23 protein-coding genes are annotated in these 15,737 nt (G+C 47.0%); 3 read left to right on the top strand and 20 right to left on the bottom strand.

Annotated elements, in window-relative coordinates:
* Positions 1-24 precede the first annotated feature (24 nt).
* From VFT49_02025 to VFT49_02090, 14 genes are all read right to left on the bottom strand, one after another.
* Positions 25-576, bottom strand: coding sequence for an NYN domain-containing protein (locus tag VFT49_02025; GenBank protein ID HEU5004843.1), 552 nt, complete (start codon positions 574-576; stop codon positions 25-27).
* A gap of 9 nt (positions 577-585) precedes the next feature.
* On the bottom strand, positions 586-1,206 hold the full coding sequence (locus VFT49_02030) for an MBL fold metallo-hydrolase (GenBank protein HEU5004844.1): 621 nt from the start codon (positions 1,204-1,206) through the stop codon (positions 586-588).
* A 64-nt stretch (positions 1,207-1,270) separates the two neighbouring features.
* Positions 1,271-1,744, bottom strand: a complete 474-nt coding sequence (locus tag VFT49_02035; protein ID HEU5004845.1) for a GNAT family N-acetyltransferase — start codon at positions 1,742-1,744, stop codon at positions 1,271-1,273.
* Positions 1,745-2,572 (bottom strand): GNAT family N-acetyltransferase, encoded by an 828-nt coding sequence (locus VFT49_02040; GenBank protein HEU5004846.1) that lies wholly within the window; start codon positions 2,570-2,572, stop codon positions 1,745-1,747.
* 14 nt (positions 2,573-2,586) lie between these two features.
* A complete protein-coding gene (locus VFT49_02045; protein ID HEU5004847.1) occupies positions 2,587-2,958 on the bottom strand; it encodes a VOC family protein in 372 nt (123 codons plus the stop codon).
* Positions 2,952-3,485: an HAD hydrolase-like protein gene (locus tag VFT49_02050; protein HEU5004848.1), complete on the bottom strand. Its 534-nt coding sequence runs from the start codon at positions 3,483-3,485 to the stop codon at positions 2,952-2,954. The genes VFT49_02045 and VFT49_02050 overlap by 7 nt, the downstream gene beginning before the upstream one ends.
* Positions 3,486-3,571: 86 nt before the next feature.
* Positions 3,572-4,255: a sugar transferase gene (locus VFT49_02055; GenBank protein ID HEU5004849.1), complete on the bottom strand. Its 684-nt coding sequence runs from the start codon at positions 4,253-4,255 to the stop codon at positions 3,572-3,574.
* 13 nt (positions 4,256-4,268) lie between these two features.
* Positions 4,269-4,616 (bottom strand): hypothetical protein, encoded by a 348-nt coding sequence (locus tag VFT49_02060; GenBank protein HEU5004850.1) that lies wholly within the window; start codon positions 4,614-4,616, stop codon positions 4,269-4,271.
* Positions 4,616-4,846, bottom strand: coding sequence for a hypothetical protein (locus VFT49_02065; GenBank protein ID HEU5004851.1), 231 nt, complete (start codon positions 4,844-4,846; stop codon positions 4,616-4,618). The genes VFT49_02060 and VFT49_02065 overlap by 1 nt, the downstream gene beginning before the upstream one ends.
* Positions 4,847-4,855: 9 nt before the next feature.
* On the bottom strand, positions 4,856-5,281 hold the full coding sequence (locus tag VFT49_02070) for an alpha/beta fold hydrolase (protein ID HEU5004852.1): 426 nt from the start codon (positions 5,279-5,281) through the stop codon (positions 4,856-4,858).
* Between the two features lie 15 nt (positions 5,282-5,296).
* Positions 5,297-5,425, bottom strand: a complete 129-nt coding sequence (locus VFT49_02075) for a hypothetical protein (protein HEU5004853.1) — start codon at positions 5,423-5,425, stop codon at positions 5,297-5,299.
* Between the two features lie 49 nt (positions 5,426-5,474).
* The gene (locus VFT49_02080) at positions 5,475-6,155 is read right to left on the bottom strand and encodes a hypothetical protein (protein HEU5004854.1); all 681 of its coding nucleotides are present in this window, start codon (positions 6,153-6,155) and stop codon (positions 5,475-5,477) included.
* Entirely contained in the window at positions 6,130-7,560 is a 1,431-nt protein-coding gene (locus tag VFT49_02085) for a glycine--tRNA ligase (protein HEU5004855.1), read from the bottom strand. The genes VFT49_02080 and VFT49_02085 overlap by 26 nt, the downstream gene beginning before the upstream one ends.
* A gap of 303 nt (positions 7,561-7,863) precedes the next feature.
* Positions 7,864-8,466, bottom strand: coding sequence for an HD domain-containing protein (locus VFT49_02090; GenBank protein HEU5004856.1), 603 nt, complete (start codon positions 8,464-8,466; stop codon positions 7,864-7,866).
* Positions 8,467-8,629: 163 nt separating this feature from the next.
* Between VFT49_02090 and VFT49_02095 the strand changes: the two genes are divergently transcribed.
* The 3 genes from VFT49_02095 to VFT49_02105 are packed head-to-tail and all read left to right on the top strand — an operon-like array spanning position 8,630 to position 10,336.
* On the top strand, positions 8,630-9,172 hold the full coding sequence (locus tag VFT49_02095) for a hypothetical protein (GenBank protein HEU5004857.1): 543 nt from the start codon (positions 8,630-8,632) through the stop codon (positions 9,170-9,172).
* Entirely contained in the window at positions 9,150-9,773 is a 624-nt protein-coding gene (locus tag VFT49_02100) for a sortase (GenBank protein ID HEU5004858.1), read from the top strand. The genes VFT49_02095 and VFT49_02100 overlap by 23 nt, the downstream gene beginning before the upstream one ends.
* Positions 9,773-10,336 carry a hypothetical protein gene (locus VFT49_02105; protein ID HEU5004859.1) on the top strand — a complete coding sequence of 188 codons (564 nt, stop codon included), beginning with the start codon at positions 9,773-9,775 and terminating at the stop codon, positions 10,334-10,336. The genes VFT49_02100 and VFT49_02105 overlap by 1 nt, the downstream gene beginning before the upstream one ends.
* Here VFT49_02105 and VFT49_02110 read toward each other — a convergent pair.
* The 6 genes from VFT49_02110 to VFT49_02135 all read right to left on the bottom strand — a co-directional run bounded on the left by VFT49_02110 (position 10,333) and on the right by VFT49_02135 (position 15,698).
* Positions 10,333-12,516 (bottom strand): hypothetical protein, encoded by a 2,184-nt coding sequence (locus tag VFT49_02110; GenBank protein HEU5004860.1) that lies wholly within the window; start codon positions 12,514-12,516, stop codon positions 10,333-10,335. The two genes, VFT49_02105 and VFT49_02110, sit on opposite strands and share 4 nt — an antisense overlap.
* 28 nt (positions 12,517-12,544) lie before the next feature.
* Entirely contained in the window at positions 12,545-13,132 is a 588-nt protein-coding gene (locus tag VFT49_02115) for a hypothetical protein (GenBank protein ID HEU5004861.1), read from the bottom strand.
* 121 nt (positions 13,133-13,253) lie between these two features.
* Positions 13,254-13,760 carry a hypothetical protein gene (locus VFT49_02120; protein ID HEU5004862.1) on the bottom strand — a complete coding sequence of 169 codons (507 nt, stop codon included), beginning with the start codon at positions 13,758-13,760 and terminating at the stop codon, positions 13,254-13,256.
* 107 nt (positions 13,761-13,867) lie between these two features.
* A complete protein-coding gene (recO, locus tag VFT49_02125) occupies positions 13,868-14,572 on the bottom strand; it encodes a DNA repair protein RecO (protein HEU5004863.1) in 705 nt (234 codons plus the stop codon).
* Positions 14,573-14,574: 2 nt separating this feature from the next.
* Positions 14,575-14,958 carry a response regulator gene (locus VFT49_02130; protein HEU5004864.1) on the bottom strand — a complete coding sequence of 128 codons (384 nt, stop codon included), beginning with the start codon at positions 14,956-14,958 and terminating at the stop codon, positions 14,575-14,577.
* The gene (locus tag VFT49_02135; protein HEU5004865.1) at positions 14,955-15,698 is read right to left on the bottom strand and encodes a hypothetical protein; all 744 of its coding nucleotides are present in this window, start codon (positions 15,696-15,698) and stop codon (positions 14,955-14,957) included. Before VFT49_02135 ends, VFT49_02130 begins: the two co-directional genes overlap by 4 nt.
* Positions 15,699-15,737 lie beyond the last annotated feature (39 nt).

Here is a 15,737-nt window from a genome sequence, read left to right on the forward strand (position 1 = left end):
TGCTTTATTGCAAGCATGAGCAAATTATTTTCTGGCAGGAACTCTTTTTTTGTCGTAATACGCGAGTTCGCGGCGGTGCTCGTCTACTCGCTCAACATAATCTTGGAACTGATGGTAAAGACTGGAATATTGCCCTGTGGGGGTCAGAATCTTAAGGAGTTTGTTGCGGCCAACTAAGAACTCCACCAAACTGAAGAAGTCGCCGTCGCCACTGACAATCACAGCCTTGTCGTAGTTGTTCATTTCTTTCATGGCCCAAAGCACAAGATCGGCATCTACATTGCCTTTGACCTTTTTGTCCGGTTCGTTTTTAGGCTCATTATTTTCTTCGCGCGGTTTGGTCATGTCGAAGGTCGGCTTGAGCACGACGGCGTAACCGGCGTCGTGCATTTTTTCGTAAAGGTCTTCGTTCTCTGGTACGTAGCCAATAAACATATAAGCATTAGTTACGCCGTAACGCTCGCTCAAAAATTCGCGGAACTTGCGCCAGTTCATCTTCCAGCCGTAGTTCTGGACACTGACATTCAGGTTCTGGCTATCGATAAAGGCGTAGTTGCCTTTTCTTTTTCTTCTCATTTGGTCTAATTATAGCTCAATAGTCTCGCCGTGGGCTAATGCGTGGCCACGGAATGGCATATTGTACCTAATTGCCATGTTGGCGTAAAAGTCCGGCTTGGCGCTCATCATATCGTAATGAATTGGAATAGACTCTTTGGCGCCGACCTGGCGAGCAAAGTCGCAGGCATCTTTTGGCGAGATATCCGGCCCGGCAATTGGCGTTAATAAAATCTCGGCCTTCAGGCCTTCTAAGTTAATCCCGTCGCCAGGATGGAAAGCGCGGTCATTAAGCAAAAAACCGGTGTTTTGCACACTGGTACTGCCGTCTACCATTAAGCAGTGCGGCAACTCTAATGCCTTAACTTTCATATCACCAACACTGAATTCCTGGCCGTCTTCGACAACATTAACCTTGCCGTCGACTTGCTTGGCGGTTGAGGCATTGGCATAAACAGGAACTCCCTGTTCGGCAAAATTTTTGGCCATGTCGGCATCAAAATGATCACCGTGTTCGTGGGTATAAAGTACAGCGTCAACCCGATCGATTTCGCCGAGTCTGTCTTTGTCTGCGGCATAAATATCTATAAGCACGCGGGCACCAGAATCCTCGATTACCGCGCAGCTCTGGGTATATTTGGTAATTTTCATAAACTCGCTCCTTTCAGCAAATGATTATACGCCGCACTTGAGCGAGCGCATTGTAATCATTTAATTAGATTTTTGCTCTCAAAATTATCTCGAACTCATCAAAGCCATGGGCTTTATAAAATTTAACAGCCCGATCGTTGCCGGCCAAAGTGCCAACAATAACATGCTCGGCGCCTTTACTTTTGCACCAATCCAAGAATGTTTGTGCCAGCCTGCCGCCTATTCCCTGACTGCGCATAGTCTCTTTAACATACATGTTTTCGAGCTCGGCACGCTTGGTTTTGAACGCTGCGTGGGGCTTACGCAAGCAGCCAGCTAGATAGCCTACGACTTCTTGATCCGCCTCGGCCACGAAACAAACACCTAATTCTCCGGCTATCACGCCCTTAAAATAATCCTCACCGGCCTGTTCGTACGGCCAGTTGAGATTATAGCCATCTTGATATTGAGAGTCAGATAAAAATAGCTCGTGATTCAAGTCTTGGATAACTTTCAAATCTTCGGTCTTGGCAAGTCTAATTTTTATGTCTGCAGACATCTACTTTTCTTTCTTTTTTAAACCTTTGACCATTAGAAGAACTTCGTGTGATGGCATGGCCTGGATGTGTGCAACAAAAGTTTCGTGACCGTTGATAAGCCGGCGATTGTAACCCAGCTTTTCGTACATAGAAATAGCCTTGGCGTTGTCTGGCCTAACAGCCAGCGCCACTATGTCCGGCAATTTCTTGTCGCGGAGAATCTCTTGCTCGACTTCTTTCATTAACCTTTGACCGATGCCGCTACGCCTATAACCTTCCATGACGGCTAGATCTTCAATCCACGGTAATGAGCCGCCGAGAGTTTCTACTACGTCCACTTCACTCGGCTTGCCCTCAAATTCTGGTGATTCCTCGTTGGCGTCGATTTTCGTTACCCTTGGGCCGTTAACAATTAAGCTAATCCTGCCTGCTGGTTCGCCATCTTCGTCTGTGGCTAGCATCATTCGTCGCTGGCCCTCGCGTATCTGCTCTAGATAGCTTTCGCGAATCATCGGGTGAATCCTAAAAGCGTTTCCCCAGTCTTCGATTTGCTCTGGCGTAGCGATCTCATCCAGATTCACGACATGGACATTTGCGCCAAGATTGGCTCCGTCATTATCTCTTTCGGCTATATGGGCCCGTTCGTACTCTTCACTTAAAATCTCGCTGCCAAAAACCGGCTCTGCCTCATCTGCAAGCGCCGAGCTAATAATGGCATCTAACGCGTTTAAATTGCTGGCCTCTTTTAACCGCTGCTCAATTACTTCGCGCAGAGCCTCGCGCCGCGGATAATCTCTTTGCCAGGCATCTAGTTCTTTGCCCTTGAGGTCTCTGACTTTCTTTTTCATATTTTTATTGTACGCTACATCTGGCTGAGGCCGAGGATGTTGCCTGACGGGTCACGGAACCAGGCGGCTTTGGCGCCTTCCCAAATGTGCACTACTCCTTCGTGGGTGGCGCCTGGATAATCGTAGCGCTCAAATTCTAGACCTTTTGCTTGCAACTCGTCGCACACGGATTTAATGTCGCTAACTTCCCAAGTTGCTACAGTTGACTTGGCCGTTCCGGCCGTTGGCGTTGGATAAACAAATAACTTTGTAGCTCCGCATTGGTAACTAATGCCGCCAGGATTCTCATCAACCTTTTTTAAGCTCAAGGTTTCACTATAAAATTTTTCGGCTTCTTTTATATCTTTGACCGGTACCATAGCCATAACTTCTGCATTGTCTAACATAGTGCGCCTCCCTCTTCTATAGCTTCTATTTTACTCTCTTTGGTTATCGGTTTAATGCCCATTACGTCGTCTATATATCCGCTTACTGCTAAATGATCAGCGGCTACACAGTGAGCCCCTGCTTCTATGAGTTCGCCTGGCCGGATTTTGAACTTATCAACCACTAAGCCAATTGAATAATAACCAAGCCGCCTGGCGGCAAAGATGCCAATAGGAGATGTATCAACGACGATAGAGTTATTTGGGCTCACGCCCAGGTCTGTGGCTATTGCGGCGTATAGGTCGATTTCTGTTTCGGCGGACTGGCGCGACCTTACTTTTTTAAACCATTGGCCTAGGCCAGCCCGGATCAAAAGCTGGGCTGTTTGTTCCGGCGGCTGCATTGATACCACTCCGAGGTTTGGCGTATAGGTTGAGACCAACGGAACAAAAATATCTATGCCAGGGTACGGAATGTTGCCATCACTAATTAGAGCTTCGTCAAGCCGGTAAACTATGCTCTTTGGACTGTCTGGCGTGCTAGACACGTATTAATTTTATAACGCTGGGCGAACACCTAAACTTAGGTGTAGTGTGGATAAACTTAGTCCTTTAGCCTATAGCACCCGCGAACTTATTCTACTCCGGGTTGAAGGGCAATTTCTGATAGGGCGGTTGACGCCTCGGCTGGGCGCCTTAAATCAGGAGTTAATACACCAATAGCCGTTCTAGCTGCCCGCCTAATTATGGCTACGTCGTGCTTAAGGCTGGCGTTATTGAAGTCGACTATATCCATTCTGGCTTTAGTTATAAATCCTCTTTCGGTTTCGGGTTGGCGAATATTTATGCCAAACGAAGAAAACCCGCCGGGACGAGAAAGTTCAACGGCGTTAAGCCACTCATCATAGGTATTGCGGTCTAGGGCCGCTTGCATGTTGGCCCGAACATGCGCTGTTTGCGCCCGCGGCCCAACTAGCGACATTGTGCCCTCTAAAACATTTATTAGTTGCGGTATTTCGTCAACTGCCACAGGCCGCATTATTGCGCCAAAAGGCGTGGGAACGCGAATACCGTTACTTTCTGAGGTTTCGCGCATACTGGTGATTTTTCTGACCATAAAACCTTCGGTCCTGCCGTCTCCGTAGCGAGTTTGCCTGAAGATCGTGTCATCTCCATCCAGTATTCTGGTAAGAGCCAGCGCCGTTAAGCCCACGGGAATGGCCACGGGAGAAACACCCAACGTTAGCGCTATATCAAAATTCCTCTTATATGGGCTCGTAACCCAATCTTCGCCCTGCAGGCGGAACACATTTTTCATTATTTAAAGTATTTTACTCCTTTTTGCGCGGATATGAACCAGTGCCGCGCTGACGATCAAGCTCATCGACTTCATCAACCAGGTAATGGCCGGTTCGTTCGGCTATTTCGGCTTGGTTGTATTTTCTAAAAGCTTCGACTATTCCCGTCCCGATCATAACTCCTTCTGGATTGTCCACACCGGCCTCAAGCAAAGCTACGTAGACGTAATTTTCCAGTTCGTCTTCTTCCATAGCTGCCAGGTGCTCGACGTCTGACTCTTCGAAATCAACACCTAGTTCGCGCAGTTGCCCTAAGATAGCTACAATTTCTTGAAGAAATTGCTCTTTTGGACTTTCGGGGTTTGCTGGCTGTTCGCCCATTACTTTACCCGAATGTGGCCGTTGGATTGTTGACGCCTGATTAGCTCTGCCAGCTCTAATATTGCCCGGCCATTTTTGGTGGCCCGAAACACTAAGTGGAACGGATCTTCTCCAGCAGCGATTACTTCTCGCACCCGGTTGGCAAGTGTCGAATTGCCTGTCTTTGGATCTTCTGCAACCCCTAAAGCAGCCTGGGCTATGACTTCCGGCGAATATTGCTCTCTTCTCATATTTTTATTCTACTCCGCCAGGCATTCTTTGAGCAGTTCTGGGAACGTGTCGTCCGGCATGTATTTGTGCGTGAAATGCCCGCGACCTTCGAATTCTACGTATTTAAAGTCATTGAGGTTATCGGTTAGATATTTGACCGACGTTTGGATTTCTTCTACATCATCTGTTGAATGAAAGATTGTTAGACCGTGGGTGCGCTTGGCAATATCTGGGTCAAGAGTAAAGTCAAAGGCCGGCCAGTCGTCTTTTTCTAGATCTATCCACGGCGCAACCAGCACAACTTTGCCGACTTTGGCCTGCGGATTTTTGCTGAGCCACTGCACAATCATTCCGCCGCCGCAGCTGTGGCCGACAAGGACTGTTTCTTCATCGGGATGGAATCTTTCGATTTCTGTTGCCCACTTTTGGTAGGTTGGCGCGTAGGGTTGGAATATTTCAGGAGTTTGGGCTCAGACATCACGGCGCATGAATTGCTTCTGCAACCACGGCAACCAATGGCTGTTGGATTCGCTGGGCCATTTATCGCCGTAATAATCTTTTTTAGCCGGCCGTCCGTGTAAAATAATCGCCCGCTTCATGGTTTTATTTTACTCCTACCAATACTTATCGATGAATTCGCCGAGTTTATTATTTACGACCTCGACCCTTCTTATTGTCCGTTCTAATTACTTGTAGCGGCTTCTTTAGCTGAAAACCATGACTAGCTCCGCTAGTTCGACCTGTGCCAGATGGAGGCATTAACATTGCCGATAGGGAGACATCAATAGGTTCGTTAAACTGAATCTTTATGTTATTCCTGACATATGTTTCCTGCATACTTATGAGGTTGTTTTCAAAGATTCGGCTTAGTGCCTGGTCTTCGTTCAACTCCGCTTTCAATCGAGATACAGCAGTCTTGAATTCTTGAAATAGTTTGGATGCATCGATATTTAATAAATTGTCTCTTCTTTCAATAGCTTGACTAAGCTGTTTCTTGTAGACCATGACATGGTTATCTGTTAGAAAAGAATGCGCCAATCTATTCCTTACCGATTCTCTCAGCTCTTGTATTAAGTTTTCGTCGCCGTAGCCCATATATTCTTTAAGGAAATGCTTAAAATATTTTTTCTGTTTCCGTGGGTCGTCTGACCACTTCGGCGAGCTTAGGCCGCCAAGAAGATCGGCTCCACTAAATATTGTGAGGAGCATAGGATAACCACAGTTACCATAACCTTCCATCGATATTCGATCCATGGCTTCAAGGTCCAACAATAAATAACCGTCAATGACACGATCAAAGAATTCAGACCACTGTGGCTGCGAGCTCATTGATTGTTACTCGATTTTGTTCGGTGGTGTCACGGTTGCGGACGGTCACAGTATCGTCTTCTAAGGTTTGGAAGTCGATGGTGACGCAGTATGGCGTGCCTATTTCGTCCATGCGGCGGTAGTTTTTACCGATGTTGCCGCTATCAACCCACATTACGTTCCCAATTTCCTTCTTTAGATTCTTATAGACTTCTTGGGCTTTGGCGGTCAGTTCCGGCTTGTTTTTAACAAGCGGCAAAACGGCTGCTTTGACGGGCGCCAAATGTGCCGGAAGCCTCAAAACAGTTCGTCTTTCTCCGCCCTGTTCGTCTTCATCATAAGCGGCAGTAAGCACAGCCATGATGGTTCGCTCGACGCCAAAAGTTGGTTCGATTACGTGCGGCACAAATGACTCGCTGCCGTCCTTTGGCCGGTATTCCATGCTTTTGCCAGAATGTTTTTGAATATTCTGCAGGTCAAAATCAGTGCGGTAGGCCAGGCCGTAAAGTTCTTCCTTGCCAATTGGAAAGTCGAATTCAAAGTCTATAGTGCGCTTGCTGTAATGGGCACGATCCTCTTCTGGGACTTCCAGCTCGTGGATAGATTCAGCCGGCAGACCGAGCAGTTTGCACCAGTCATGCATTTGCACCCGCCACATTTCAAAAGCTTCTTCCCACTTATCGGGGTGTACGAAATATTCAATTTCCATTTGTTCCAGTTCACGGTCGCGGAAAATAAAATCACGCGGAGAAATTTCGTTACGAAAAGCTTTGCCTTGCTGGGCTATACCGAATGGCATGTCCGGATAAAAACTATCAACGATATTTTTGAAATTGGTAAAGATACCCTGCGCAGTTTCGGGTCGGAGGTAACTAACGTCAGCCGAATCATAAAACATGAATCCGCCCAATTCATTAAAAGAGTCTTTGAGGTTAAATTCTTTTTCCGGCTTGCCTTTTTCATTCTTAAAAACTATGTGAGCTTCAAGGCCGCCGGACTTTTTTCTATCCCAACTGGAGTACTTAGGCCCAACGATCGTTTTAAACATCATATTAAATTGTTCTGGTTCGCTAAATGCTCCTGTTTTGCCGCAAGTCGGACATGGTTTGCTCGTATCTATTTTGTCTGCGCGGAAACGAGAATGGCAATTCATACATTCAGTTAAAGGATCCGTGAAAGTTTCGGTGTGGCCGCTGGCCTGCCAAACTTTTTGGTTCATAAGAATGGCGGCATCAACCCCAAGCATATCGTCGCGACTTTCTACAAAAGTCTTCCACCACAGGCTCATTATGTTTTTTTTGAGCTCTACGCCGAGCGGGCCGTAATCCCACGTACCGGCCAGACCGCCATAAACTTCACTACCCTGATATATAAAACCGCGGCGCTTGCACAAAGAAACAATATCGTCTAATTTAACTTCACTCATCCCGTTAGAGCCAGAAAACGCTTAATCCTGTTTTTGATATAACGCTTTCCCATTCCTGTCTTTAAATACTTCTCTCTAGCATAAGCATCGCTTATATTCATACACGCTTCATAGTATATCAGTTCATAAGGTGTATGTTTTTTTGAATAAGTTGAGTCACCGGAGTTATGTTGAGTTAAGCGTTTTCGTAAGTCGGTCGTACAGCCCGTATACATAGTTCCGTCCTTCAAGCTACGCAATACGTAAACATATGTAAAGCCGGCTCTAACGGGACTCATTAGTTACAGATTATATAGCTTAGCTTTAAATTTCGTAAGACTTGAGGTGTTCGATGATGGGCACGATAGTCTCGTTGGTTATGTCGGCCGGCTTAATGCGGCTGTGGGCGAATATCTGATCCTGGATTTCATAACAAGCTTTGACGAGCTCTTCCCTGCGCTCTTCCGGCATCCAGCGATCCGGCCGGTTCCTGTATCTTTTATAACCGTCTTCTAATCTCTGCTCGATAGAAACTACGCTGCTTGGACTGACACGCATGTCTGCGTTATCACAAATTTTAGCTTCGAATTCTGGATCTTTGGCCGTTTGGGGAGCGAAGGAAAAACCTACTGAGGCTATACAATGGAGCACTTTGTCGGAGACCCCTAACTCTCTGGCAATGCTCAGACTGGCTTCGTGTTCACTGTCGCCATACTTTTGCCGGAATTCTTCCTGAACGCTTTGCCAATATTCTACTCCCTCCGGCTCGAAATATTGCGCTGGATAGCTGAAGTCAAACTTTAAAACATTGCCCATATCGTGCAGCAAGCAAGCGGTGATTATTGACTGCTTATCTATTTTAACGGTTAGACTGTCGCAGACCTGAGAAGCCACTGCTGCTACCCGTAACTGATGTAGCTGTAACATAGGGGTTATTTTGTATTTTTTATAAATATCTAAGATATTAGTCATCGATACTAAGCATAACAAACAGGTGTGATAAATCTAACTTACAGATCGCTTGCTTTATGGCTTAATTGTCTTATACCGACTTTTGGGGACAAGCCGACAATTCAAGGAGGATGTCGCCATGAAAAGAATCTCTAGATTTATCGTGGCCACGGTCGCGAGCTTATTTATGATGGCAGGCGTTAGTATGGCCGCCAGCATAAGTAATACCGGCCCTGGATCCACTAATAAAATAAGCACCTCAAACAACAATAGCGCAACTAGCAAGTGCAACAATAATACCAATGTAAACAACAAAAATAACCAGAGTTCGTCTTCTGGCAATTCAACATCTAGCAATAACACCAACGGCGGAGGAGCCTCTTCTGGTTCGGCTAGCAATTCTAACAGCACGCACGTGAGCACCAACAGCAACTGTGGCACTTCGTCTACGCCTGGCACAGGTGGTGGTGGAGGCGGCGGAACTACGCCTGGCACAGGTGGTGGTGGAGGTGCCGCTAGTACCCTCGCGGCTGGCGGAGGCTCGGGCGCCGGAGTCGGCTCCCTGCCCGAAACCGGAAGCAATCCAGTAGCAATGACTGGCATAGTCGCGGCCGTTTTAGGCACTTTAGCGGCTGCCGTACGTCTAGGCGCATCGGCTTATGGCGCAAAAACAAAAGTTTAAGCAATTTGCAGCAGCTAATTATAGTCGCCGGCTAAGGTTCTGTCTTAGCCTCGCGGCTATCTATGCTGTGACCGCGATTTTTGGGTGGCTGGTCTTTAGACCGGCCCCCTATTCCCTGGCACAAGTTGAGTCCGCAAAGCAATTTCAGCATATTGCCAGCGTGCCAAAAATCGCGCCGATATCCGGAATTCCGGTAAGAATTGTTATTTCAACAATTTCTGTTGATCTTCCCGTAGACCCAGGTACTTACGACAAAGCTACCGACAGCTGGACGCTCAGCGGCTATGACGCGCAGTATGCAGTTATTACGCCGCCAGCCAATAACCAAAATGGCGACACTTTTATTTATGGTCACAATAACCATTATGTTTTTTGGAATCTACAATACATTCAGCCAGGCGCCCAGGCACTGGTATACACCAACAATGGGCATATATTTTCTTATATTTATCAATCCACGGTTGCTCTTTCACCGAATGATACTTCTATATTGAAACGAAGCGACAGCGGCCCGCCGATGATGACTGTGCAAACATGTAGCGGAAGCTTATTTGAGTGGCGACAAATGTATAAATTTAACTTCGACAAGGTAGTGCAGTAATGGATATCTTGCGGATTGGCCTTGATGTCGAAATAATTTCTTGCTTGGCAGCCGCTAGCGGGTTGGTAATAGCTACTAGCGCAGCGGACGTCCTAGGACAGCACAGCACGGCACCTGCAGCTCAACAGAAGTTCGATGGCTTGAGTCTTACTGGGGTCTACAAAGACTACAAGACAGTGGCTGTTCAACAATCTCTACAAGCCAGAAGTTTATTGCCTAACACAAAAAAGAATCTTATTCTTGAGAAAATTATTTTAAATTATTACGCAGTCGTTGCCGTATTCTTGCCGATCACACTAACTTATATAACCTACATCGCTATTAGATTTCACTTTGCTTTTTTGGCCGGCGTCATTTGGGCTAGTCTGTGCGGTTTTATGCTTTTAGCAATTACAGCCGCACACAATTTGAGTCTTGTCCAAAAAATTCGAATGATTTTAATCACTCCAGTTATTTATATCCCCTTTTTGGTAATTACCATCTATTGGGCCGTAAAATTAGCAACCGTTTTTTTAAGAGCGGCTGCTAATTTTTTTATGAAAGTCAAGGTGATACCGGCCTAATGGCGGCGAAGCTTGTACGACAAGAAAGCTACGCTGAACTTGTTGCTTAGTTCTTCTATGTAGCCAACTGCGAAGCTTAAACCAAATACTCCAAGTCCAACGGCTGGTATGACCCAACTGATACTTCCATCACCACTGCCGGATGTGGGAGTTGGCGGGTTGGGGTTGTCGGTAGAAGCTCCCAAAACTTGGGGTGTGGTTTTATGATTATTTTGACTAGACGAATCATTGCCCGAGTTCGAAGTAGTTGCGCCATAATCCGCGGCACTAAAACCCCCATCCTGATTTGGGATAAAACCAAAGACAAAGACTTTTGCAGAACTGCCGCTGCTCGCCGGCGCATGGAAGCCCGAGTTAAAACCAAGCGCCTCGCCACCTCCACTGCCAGCCGGCAAGTTTCCGGCATCGGTGTTAATACCAAAGCTGCCGTGCCATGTTCCTAGAACGTTAATGAACAAGATTCCGAACCAGTCGGACAGTGAAAAATTGTCGCCGCTCATATTTATAAGATTGGCACTGGCTGTGGCGTTGCCCGTGGTGGCGCTGCCAGCGTTAGTGTTATTGGCTACGACCGCGTCGCCAGATTTTGAGCTAACGCTAAGGTTATTATTGATCGTGTTGTGACTGTCTGATGTTAGTGTAACGTTACTACTCGTAATGGTTGATGTTTGACAAGTCCCGCCGCATAAAGCAGCCGTTGTGCTACCAGCCGGCGCGTTCATGATCAAGCCCACCCACTGGCCAAGCACATTAACAAATACCAGCAAGCTGTTTTTGGCAATCACTTGGTTGCCGGTTAGATTAAATATCGTCAAGTTCGTTGAGGCGTTGCCGCTGGTGGCATTACCGGCATTAGTGTTGTTCGCTACCGTAGCGCTGCCGCTAGCTGCCGTGAGGTTTACATTATTATTTATAGTCTGCGTACCGGTGCTGTCAGCAACTACGTTGTTATTCTTAATTTGCGAAAGATTAATGGTTGAACTAGGTGCACCGCTGGCAATTAATTGATTAACAAAGTCTGGCGGCAGCAGAATATCACCGTTTAGATTACCGTTAATGTTAACAACCCCTAGGAAGGATTGGCCGGCGCTGATTGCCGTATTAAGTACGTTAACTACATTGGCTACAGCATTTGCGTTGCCACTCAGCGCACTGCCAGCGTTAGTGTTATTAGCTACCGTGGCGCTGCCGCTGGTGGCACCAATATTTATATCGTTGGTAATTAATCCGCTGCCTTTGTTGTTGATGGTCAGATTATTATCCGTCTGAGAATTTGATGTATTTGTAGACAATGGTCCAGTGTTTGCGGCTGGAGTTAGATTAATTGTTATGTCGCCGGTAACATCGCCGTTAATATTGTCGGTGAAAGTCAGCAAATTGGCCGCAGACTGTAAGTTCCACTGCGACTGCAGCATATTTATGATATTGCTAACATCAAGCGCGTTGCCACTCAGCGCACTGCCAGCTACGGTGTTGTTGACCACCAACGCGTTGCCACTAACAGCGTTAGAATTAACCTGATTGCTAATAGCGGCGTTATAAAAATTACCGAAGTAGCCATTGTTCGTAGTTGAGCTGTTCGTCGTATTGTTGGAGCCAGCACCCGTATTGCTGGCTAAAGCGGTTGCGGCCGCGGCCACCGGCGCACTCATTCCGTCCGGAGCCATTGGGCTAGACGAGATAACATTTGGCACATATTTGCCTGCCAACGGATCGTAAACCCATTGCGTGGTATCCCACATGCCAGTTGCTGGATTATAGCTATAGGTCGGCGGATTTTTGGGAGTAGACTTGCCAGTTGTTGGGTCCCAGGTGTAATATTGGTTTTCCCAAAGACCAGTGCTTTGATTATAAGTATAGGTATTGGCGTCGGGCCCAGTAGGTCCTTGGGGAATGGAGCCCACCGGCTGGTTGGACTGGTTGTCGGTTGATGAGTTATTAGTAGTTTGCGACTGGTCGGTCAAGTTATCGGTAGCAGGCGCCTGGGCTGTGCCTGCAACACTAGAGTCTGCTCCCGAAGTGGACTGGTCTGCCGCCATTGAATTAAGCGGAAAGACAAAAATCATTAGTAAGCTAATTGTTCCGTTTATCAAAAGTCTTCTAATCATCAGGTAGTCCAATCTAGAGTTAAGAATTAACTTGAGGGAGAGCCTTGGGGCAAAAGGCTCTCCTTTTTTCATACCGCTTTTGAGGCTTTAGCTTCTAAAATTAGTTGCTAACGCTTAGGTCAAAAGTTGAAGAATTTGTGTTTGAGGCATTACCAGTAGTGGCTGAGCCGCCGTTGGTAGTGTTGGTGACAGTAGCATCGCCGCTAGTGGCGCACTGCGTATTGTCGTTGTGCACGTAAACATTGTTGTCATTGTCTACGCGGACACTGTTTGAATTCTGTGTGTCAATTGCGTTGTGTGAATTGGGACCTGTGGTGTCAATTGAACCACCAGAGTCTCCACCCGAACCGACAGTCGACATACCGGCCACCCAGGCGCCAGACCCGGAATTATCTACGTTAACGGTGGCATCAAAAGTGTTGTCGTTTGATGCATCGCCGGTAGTCGCATCGCCAGCGTTAGTGCTGTTCGATACCACGGCCGTGCCTGTATAGGCTGCTTGGTGATTGTTGTTGTGTACGCTTACGTGGTTGTCGTTATCGACACTCACATGATTTCTATTTGACGAATGAACCCAATTCCATGAGTTCGGGCCAGTTGTACTAATGGTGCTCTGCGCAGCAGCAACACCCGTTGTGAGAGTGGCGCTCACCACGGCTGCCGTCGCTAGCCTTATTAGCTTATGCATACACTGCTCCTTTCTATTAATTATTAGTTGATGAAATTTCGGGTTTAATTACCCGGCACCGCCAAGAAGTTTTCTTGCCGATGACCGGTAATTAAATGCTCAGGAAGTTAATTAAGCTACTCTATAGACCCTCCGTTGTCGTGTTACTTTCTACATGCACAGAGCTACTGCTTGATCCACCGGAGTCATCGCTATGAACGGAAATATTCAACTGGGTATTGGTATTGTCGCTTTTAATGTTTTTGTTTAATTGTCCGTTACCGCTAACGCTATATGTTTGACCGTTCACGCTCACGGACCCGCTGGCGCCACCTTGACTGTTTGATGATGTGGAGACATCGCTTTCAATGTTGGTTGCCGGAGTCTGAGAAGTAATTTCGCTAGCTGCCATTGGCTGAATGTCGGCTGGGCTGTTAGCGTTCGAGCCGTTGGAAGTGGGCGGCGGTTCCGCTCCGCTAAAGGCATTTAACCCACCAGCGGTCAGCCCTGCCAAAACGGCAAGCAAAAACGCCGCGTAATAATACGGGCGTCTACGAGGCTTTTGGTCGTTATTGCTCAGGTTTTGATGCCGCAGGAACATACTGACGAGTTCGGGTTGATTAGAAATAGTATGCCGGCTAGTGTTCACTGATGGGCCCCCTCCTTAATGCTCGTATACTACCACCGAGCGCACGAGGATTCCGCGACCCAAATTACTATCTTCTGGTGATATATTTTACACTTAAAACACTTATGCTAAATAATTGCAATGCTCTGCGCTTGTAGCATTGGCTTAATTAAAGTTTGCAGTTGGACGGCAATTGATTCAATATCTTTAACTTGAGCTAGTTGAGTTGGGCGACCCCCCGCAAACAACAATCTTAGAACTTTAATTTGGTCGGCACCAAAACTTGAACTTCCGGCCCGGCTAGGCTGGAAACTCATAGCGTCAAAGTTAAAGTCGTACTTTTTATCTGCTTCCAGGCGATAGCCTTCGAGATCAGTTTTTAAATTCGGCGCATGGCCGGCCAATTTTAAGAGTTGCGAGCAAAACCAAACATATATGAGCGGCAAGCTGATAGTTTGATCATCAAGCGCAGCGAAAGCTTCATCTAGTAAGTGAAAATACTCGCTTTCTGGGTTGTCTTCGGTTGATTTGTTCAGCAACTTTATGAGTTCGTAGCCCGCGTTTGTTCGCTCCAAATTTTTAACAATGTTGCCATAATGTCGAACCAAGCGCGTAGAAATAATTGTGCTAGTTTCGCCGCGCCCGGGTATAAAAGTTATGTCGCTAACGCTAAAAAGTTCTATGCCGCCGGCTAGCTTACTTTTGCTTTTGCGCACGCCTTTAACTAGACCACTTATTTTACCCTGGTCCGGTGTCAGGAAAGTGATAATACGATCAGCCTCACCAAAGTTGGTACGACTTAAAATAATCGCTTGAGTGGAGCGTTGCTGCATAGTTAAACCTTGCTTTTAGCAGCTAGCCTCTCGACCTCAGCGACCAGATCACTAATTTTGGTGGTGGGTTTATGAAATACTTGCTCAATACCTAGCTGACTGATGTCGCATTCCAGAATTAAATTGGCCGGCGCAAGGTTGCTATAAACAATCACCGGCAGAGTTTGCCAATCTGGATAACTTCTTAGTTCGTACAAAAATTCAATACCCGAACGGCCTGCCAGCATTAGGTCCAGAATAATTACATCCGGAGTCTTAGCGTCGGCGGCATTGATAGCGGCTTGGGCGTCGGGCGTAAATGTAGCGCTATGTCCGCGTAGTGTAAAAGCCGCGGCAATGTTGTTGCCAAGCAGGCGGTCAGCCTCCACTATCAAAACATGGGTCATACAAACTGTAGTTGCTTAGATGTCGGCAAGGTGGTAGCTAGGCCGCCAAGACTTTTATGAGCGGCCGACCTTAGCGGCTGCCACAGATTGGCGCACAACATATCTGCAACTAAAATACCGCTGGCAGTTCCAGGCGGTACCGACGGCAAAGGTTGCCGGGCCTGTCCGACTAGCGAATGAGCAGCTCGCAATGATCTATCACTCAGACCCTGCACATCGCTAAATGCTCCGGCAGCAATCACATTATCTACTGTTCGGTGAGCGCCTAAGATGAGTCTATACTCTGCCCTTTCGGACTGAGCCGCTTGGGCCCTGATAAGACTAAAGCCCAGGGCTTGCATAGCGGCGGTAAGACTTGGCTGATGAACCAATACAGGGGTCAAGCGGCCCTGAATATCTACCTCAAGCTTGGTGGAATATTCTTGGGCAAAAGGTGTCAAGCCGTGTGCGACTTCCTCTAGAACCGCGCCTATAGATACGGGTTGAAAATCAAAACTCACTAACTGATCACTGGCCAATAACAAGCGGTAGGCTTCTATGAGTTGAAAACCAGCTTCTACGCTTAAATTCATAGCGCGAGTTTGCTGGCGAGCCAACGGCTTGGCAAAATTAGCGTCCTGCATAAGTTCTAGACCGGTTTTTATTTGAACGAGCGGCAAGGCCAAATCTTCACTTAAAGCCACCAATAGCGCATGGTGCCGCGCGAGACTGTCCGAACGACGGTGAAGCTGCCTTTTCACGTACCCTTCTCTTGTTAGAACTATACGAAAAATTATAAC

It is taken from the genome of Candidatus Saccharimonadales bacterium, from assembly GCA_035758565.1.
GTDB lineage: Bacteria > Patescibacteriota > Saccharimonadia > Saccharimonadales > UBA10212 > DASTXL01.

Bases quoted from the DNA above. Each gene is read 5' to 3' on its own strand.
- VFT49_02025 (HEU5004843.1), bottom strand. From the start codon at position 576: ATGAGAAGAAAAAGAAAAGGCAACTACGCCTTTATCGATAGCCAGAAC.
- VFT49_02030 (HEU5004844.1), bottom strand. From the start codon at position 1,206: ATGAAAATTACCAAATATACCCAGAGCTGCGCGGTAATCGAGGATTCT.
- VFT49_02035 (HEU5004845.1), bottom strand. From the start codon at position 1,744: ATGTCTGCAGACATAAAAATTAGACTTGCCAAGACCGAAGATTTGAAA.
- VFT49_02040 (HEU5004846.1), bottom strand. From the start codon at position 2,572: ATGAAAAAGAAAGTCAGAGACCTCAAGGGCAAAGAACTAGATGCCTGG.
- VFT49_02045 (HEU5004847.1), bottom strand. From the start codon at position 2,958: ATGTTAGACAATGCAGAAGTTATGGCTATGGTACCGGTCAAAGATATA.
- VFT49_02055 (HEU5004849.1), bottom strand. From the start codon at position 4,255: ATGAAAAATGTGTTCCGCCTGCAGGGCGAAGATTGGGTTACGAGCCCA.
- VFT49_02060 (HEU5004850.1), bottom strand. From the start codon at position 4,616: ATGGGCGAACAGCCAGCAAACCCCGAAAGTCCAAAAGAGCAATTTCTT.
- VFT49_02065 (HEU5004851.1), bottom strand. From the start codon at position 4,846: ATGAGAAGAGAGCAATATTCGCCGGAAGTCATAGCCCAGGCTGCTTTA.
- VFT49_02075 (HEU5004853.1), bottom strand. From the start codon at position 5,425: ATGAAGCGGGCGATTATTTTACACGGACGGCCGGCTAAAAAAGATTAT.
- VFT49_02080 (HEU5004854.1), bottom strand. From the start codon at position 6,155: ATGAGCTCGCAGCCACAGTGGTCTGAATTCTTTGATCGTGTCATTGAC.
- VFT49_02085 (HEU5004855.1), bottom strand. From the start codon at position 7,560: ATGAGTGAAGTTAAATTAGACGATATTGTTTCTTTGTGCAAGCGCCGC.
- VFT49_02090 (HEU5004856.1), bottom strand. From the start codon at position 8,466: ATGTTACAGCTACATCAGTTACGGGTAGCAGCAGTGGCTTCTCAGGTC.
- VFT49_02095 (HEU5004857.1), top strand. From the start codon at position 8,630: ATGAAAAGAATCTCTAGATTTATCGTGGCCACGGTCGCGAGCTTATTT.
- VFT49_02100 (HEU5004858.1), top strand. From the start codon at position 9,150: ATGGCGCAAAAACAAAAGTTTAAGCAATTTGCAGCAGCTAATTATAGT.
- VFT49_02105 (HEU5004859.1), top strand. From the start codon at position 9,773: ATGGATATCTTGCGGATTGGCCTTGATGTCGAAATAATTTCTTGCTTG.
- VFT49_02110 (HEU5004860.1), bottom strand. From the start codon at position 12,516: ATGAAAAAAGGAGAGCCTTTTGCCCCAAGGCTCTCCCTCAAGTTAATT.
- VFT49_02115 (HEU5004861.1), bottom strand. From the start codon at position 13,132: ATGCATAAGCTAATAAGGCTAGCGACGGCAGCCGTGGTGAGCGCCACT.
- recO (HEU5004863.1), bottom strand. From the start codon at position 14,572: ATGCAGCAACGCTCCACTCAAGCGATTATTTTAAGTCGTACCAACTTT.
- VFT49_02130 (HEU5004864.1), bottom strand. From the start codon at position 14,958: ATGACCCATGTTTTGATAGTGGAGGCTGACCGCCTGCTTGGCAACAAC.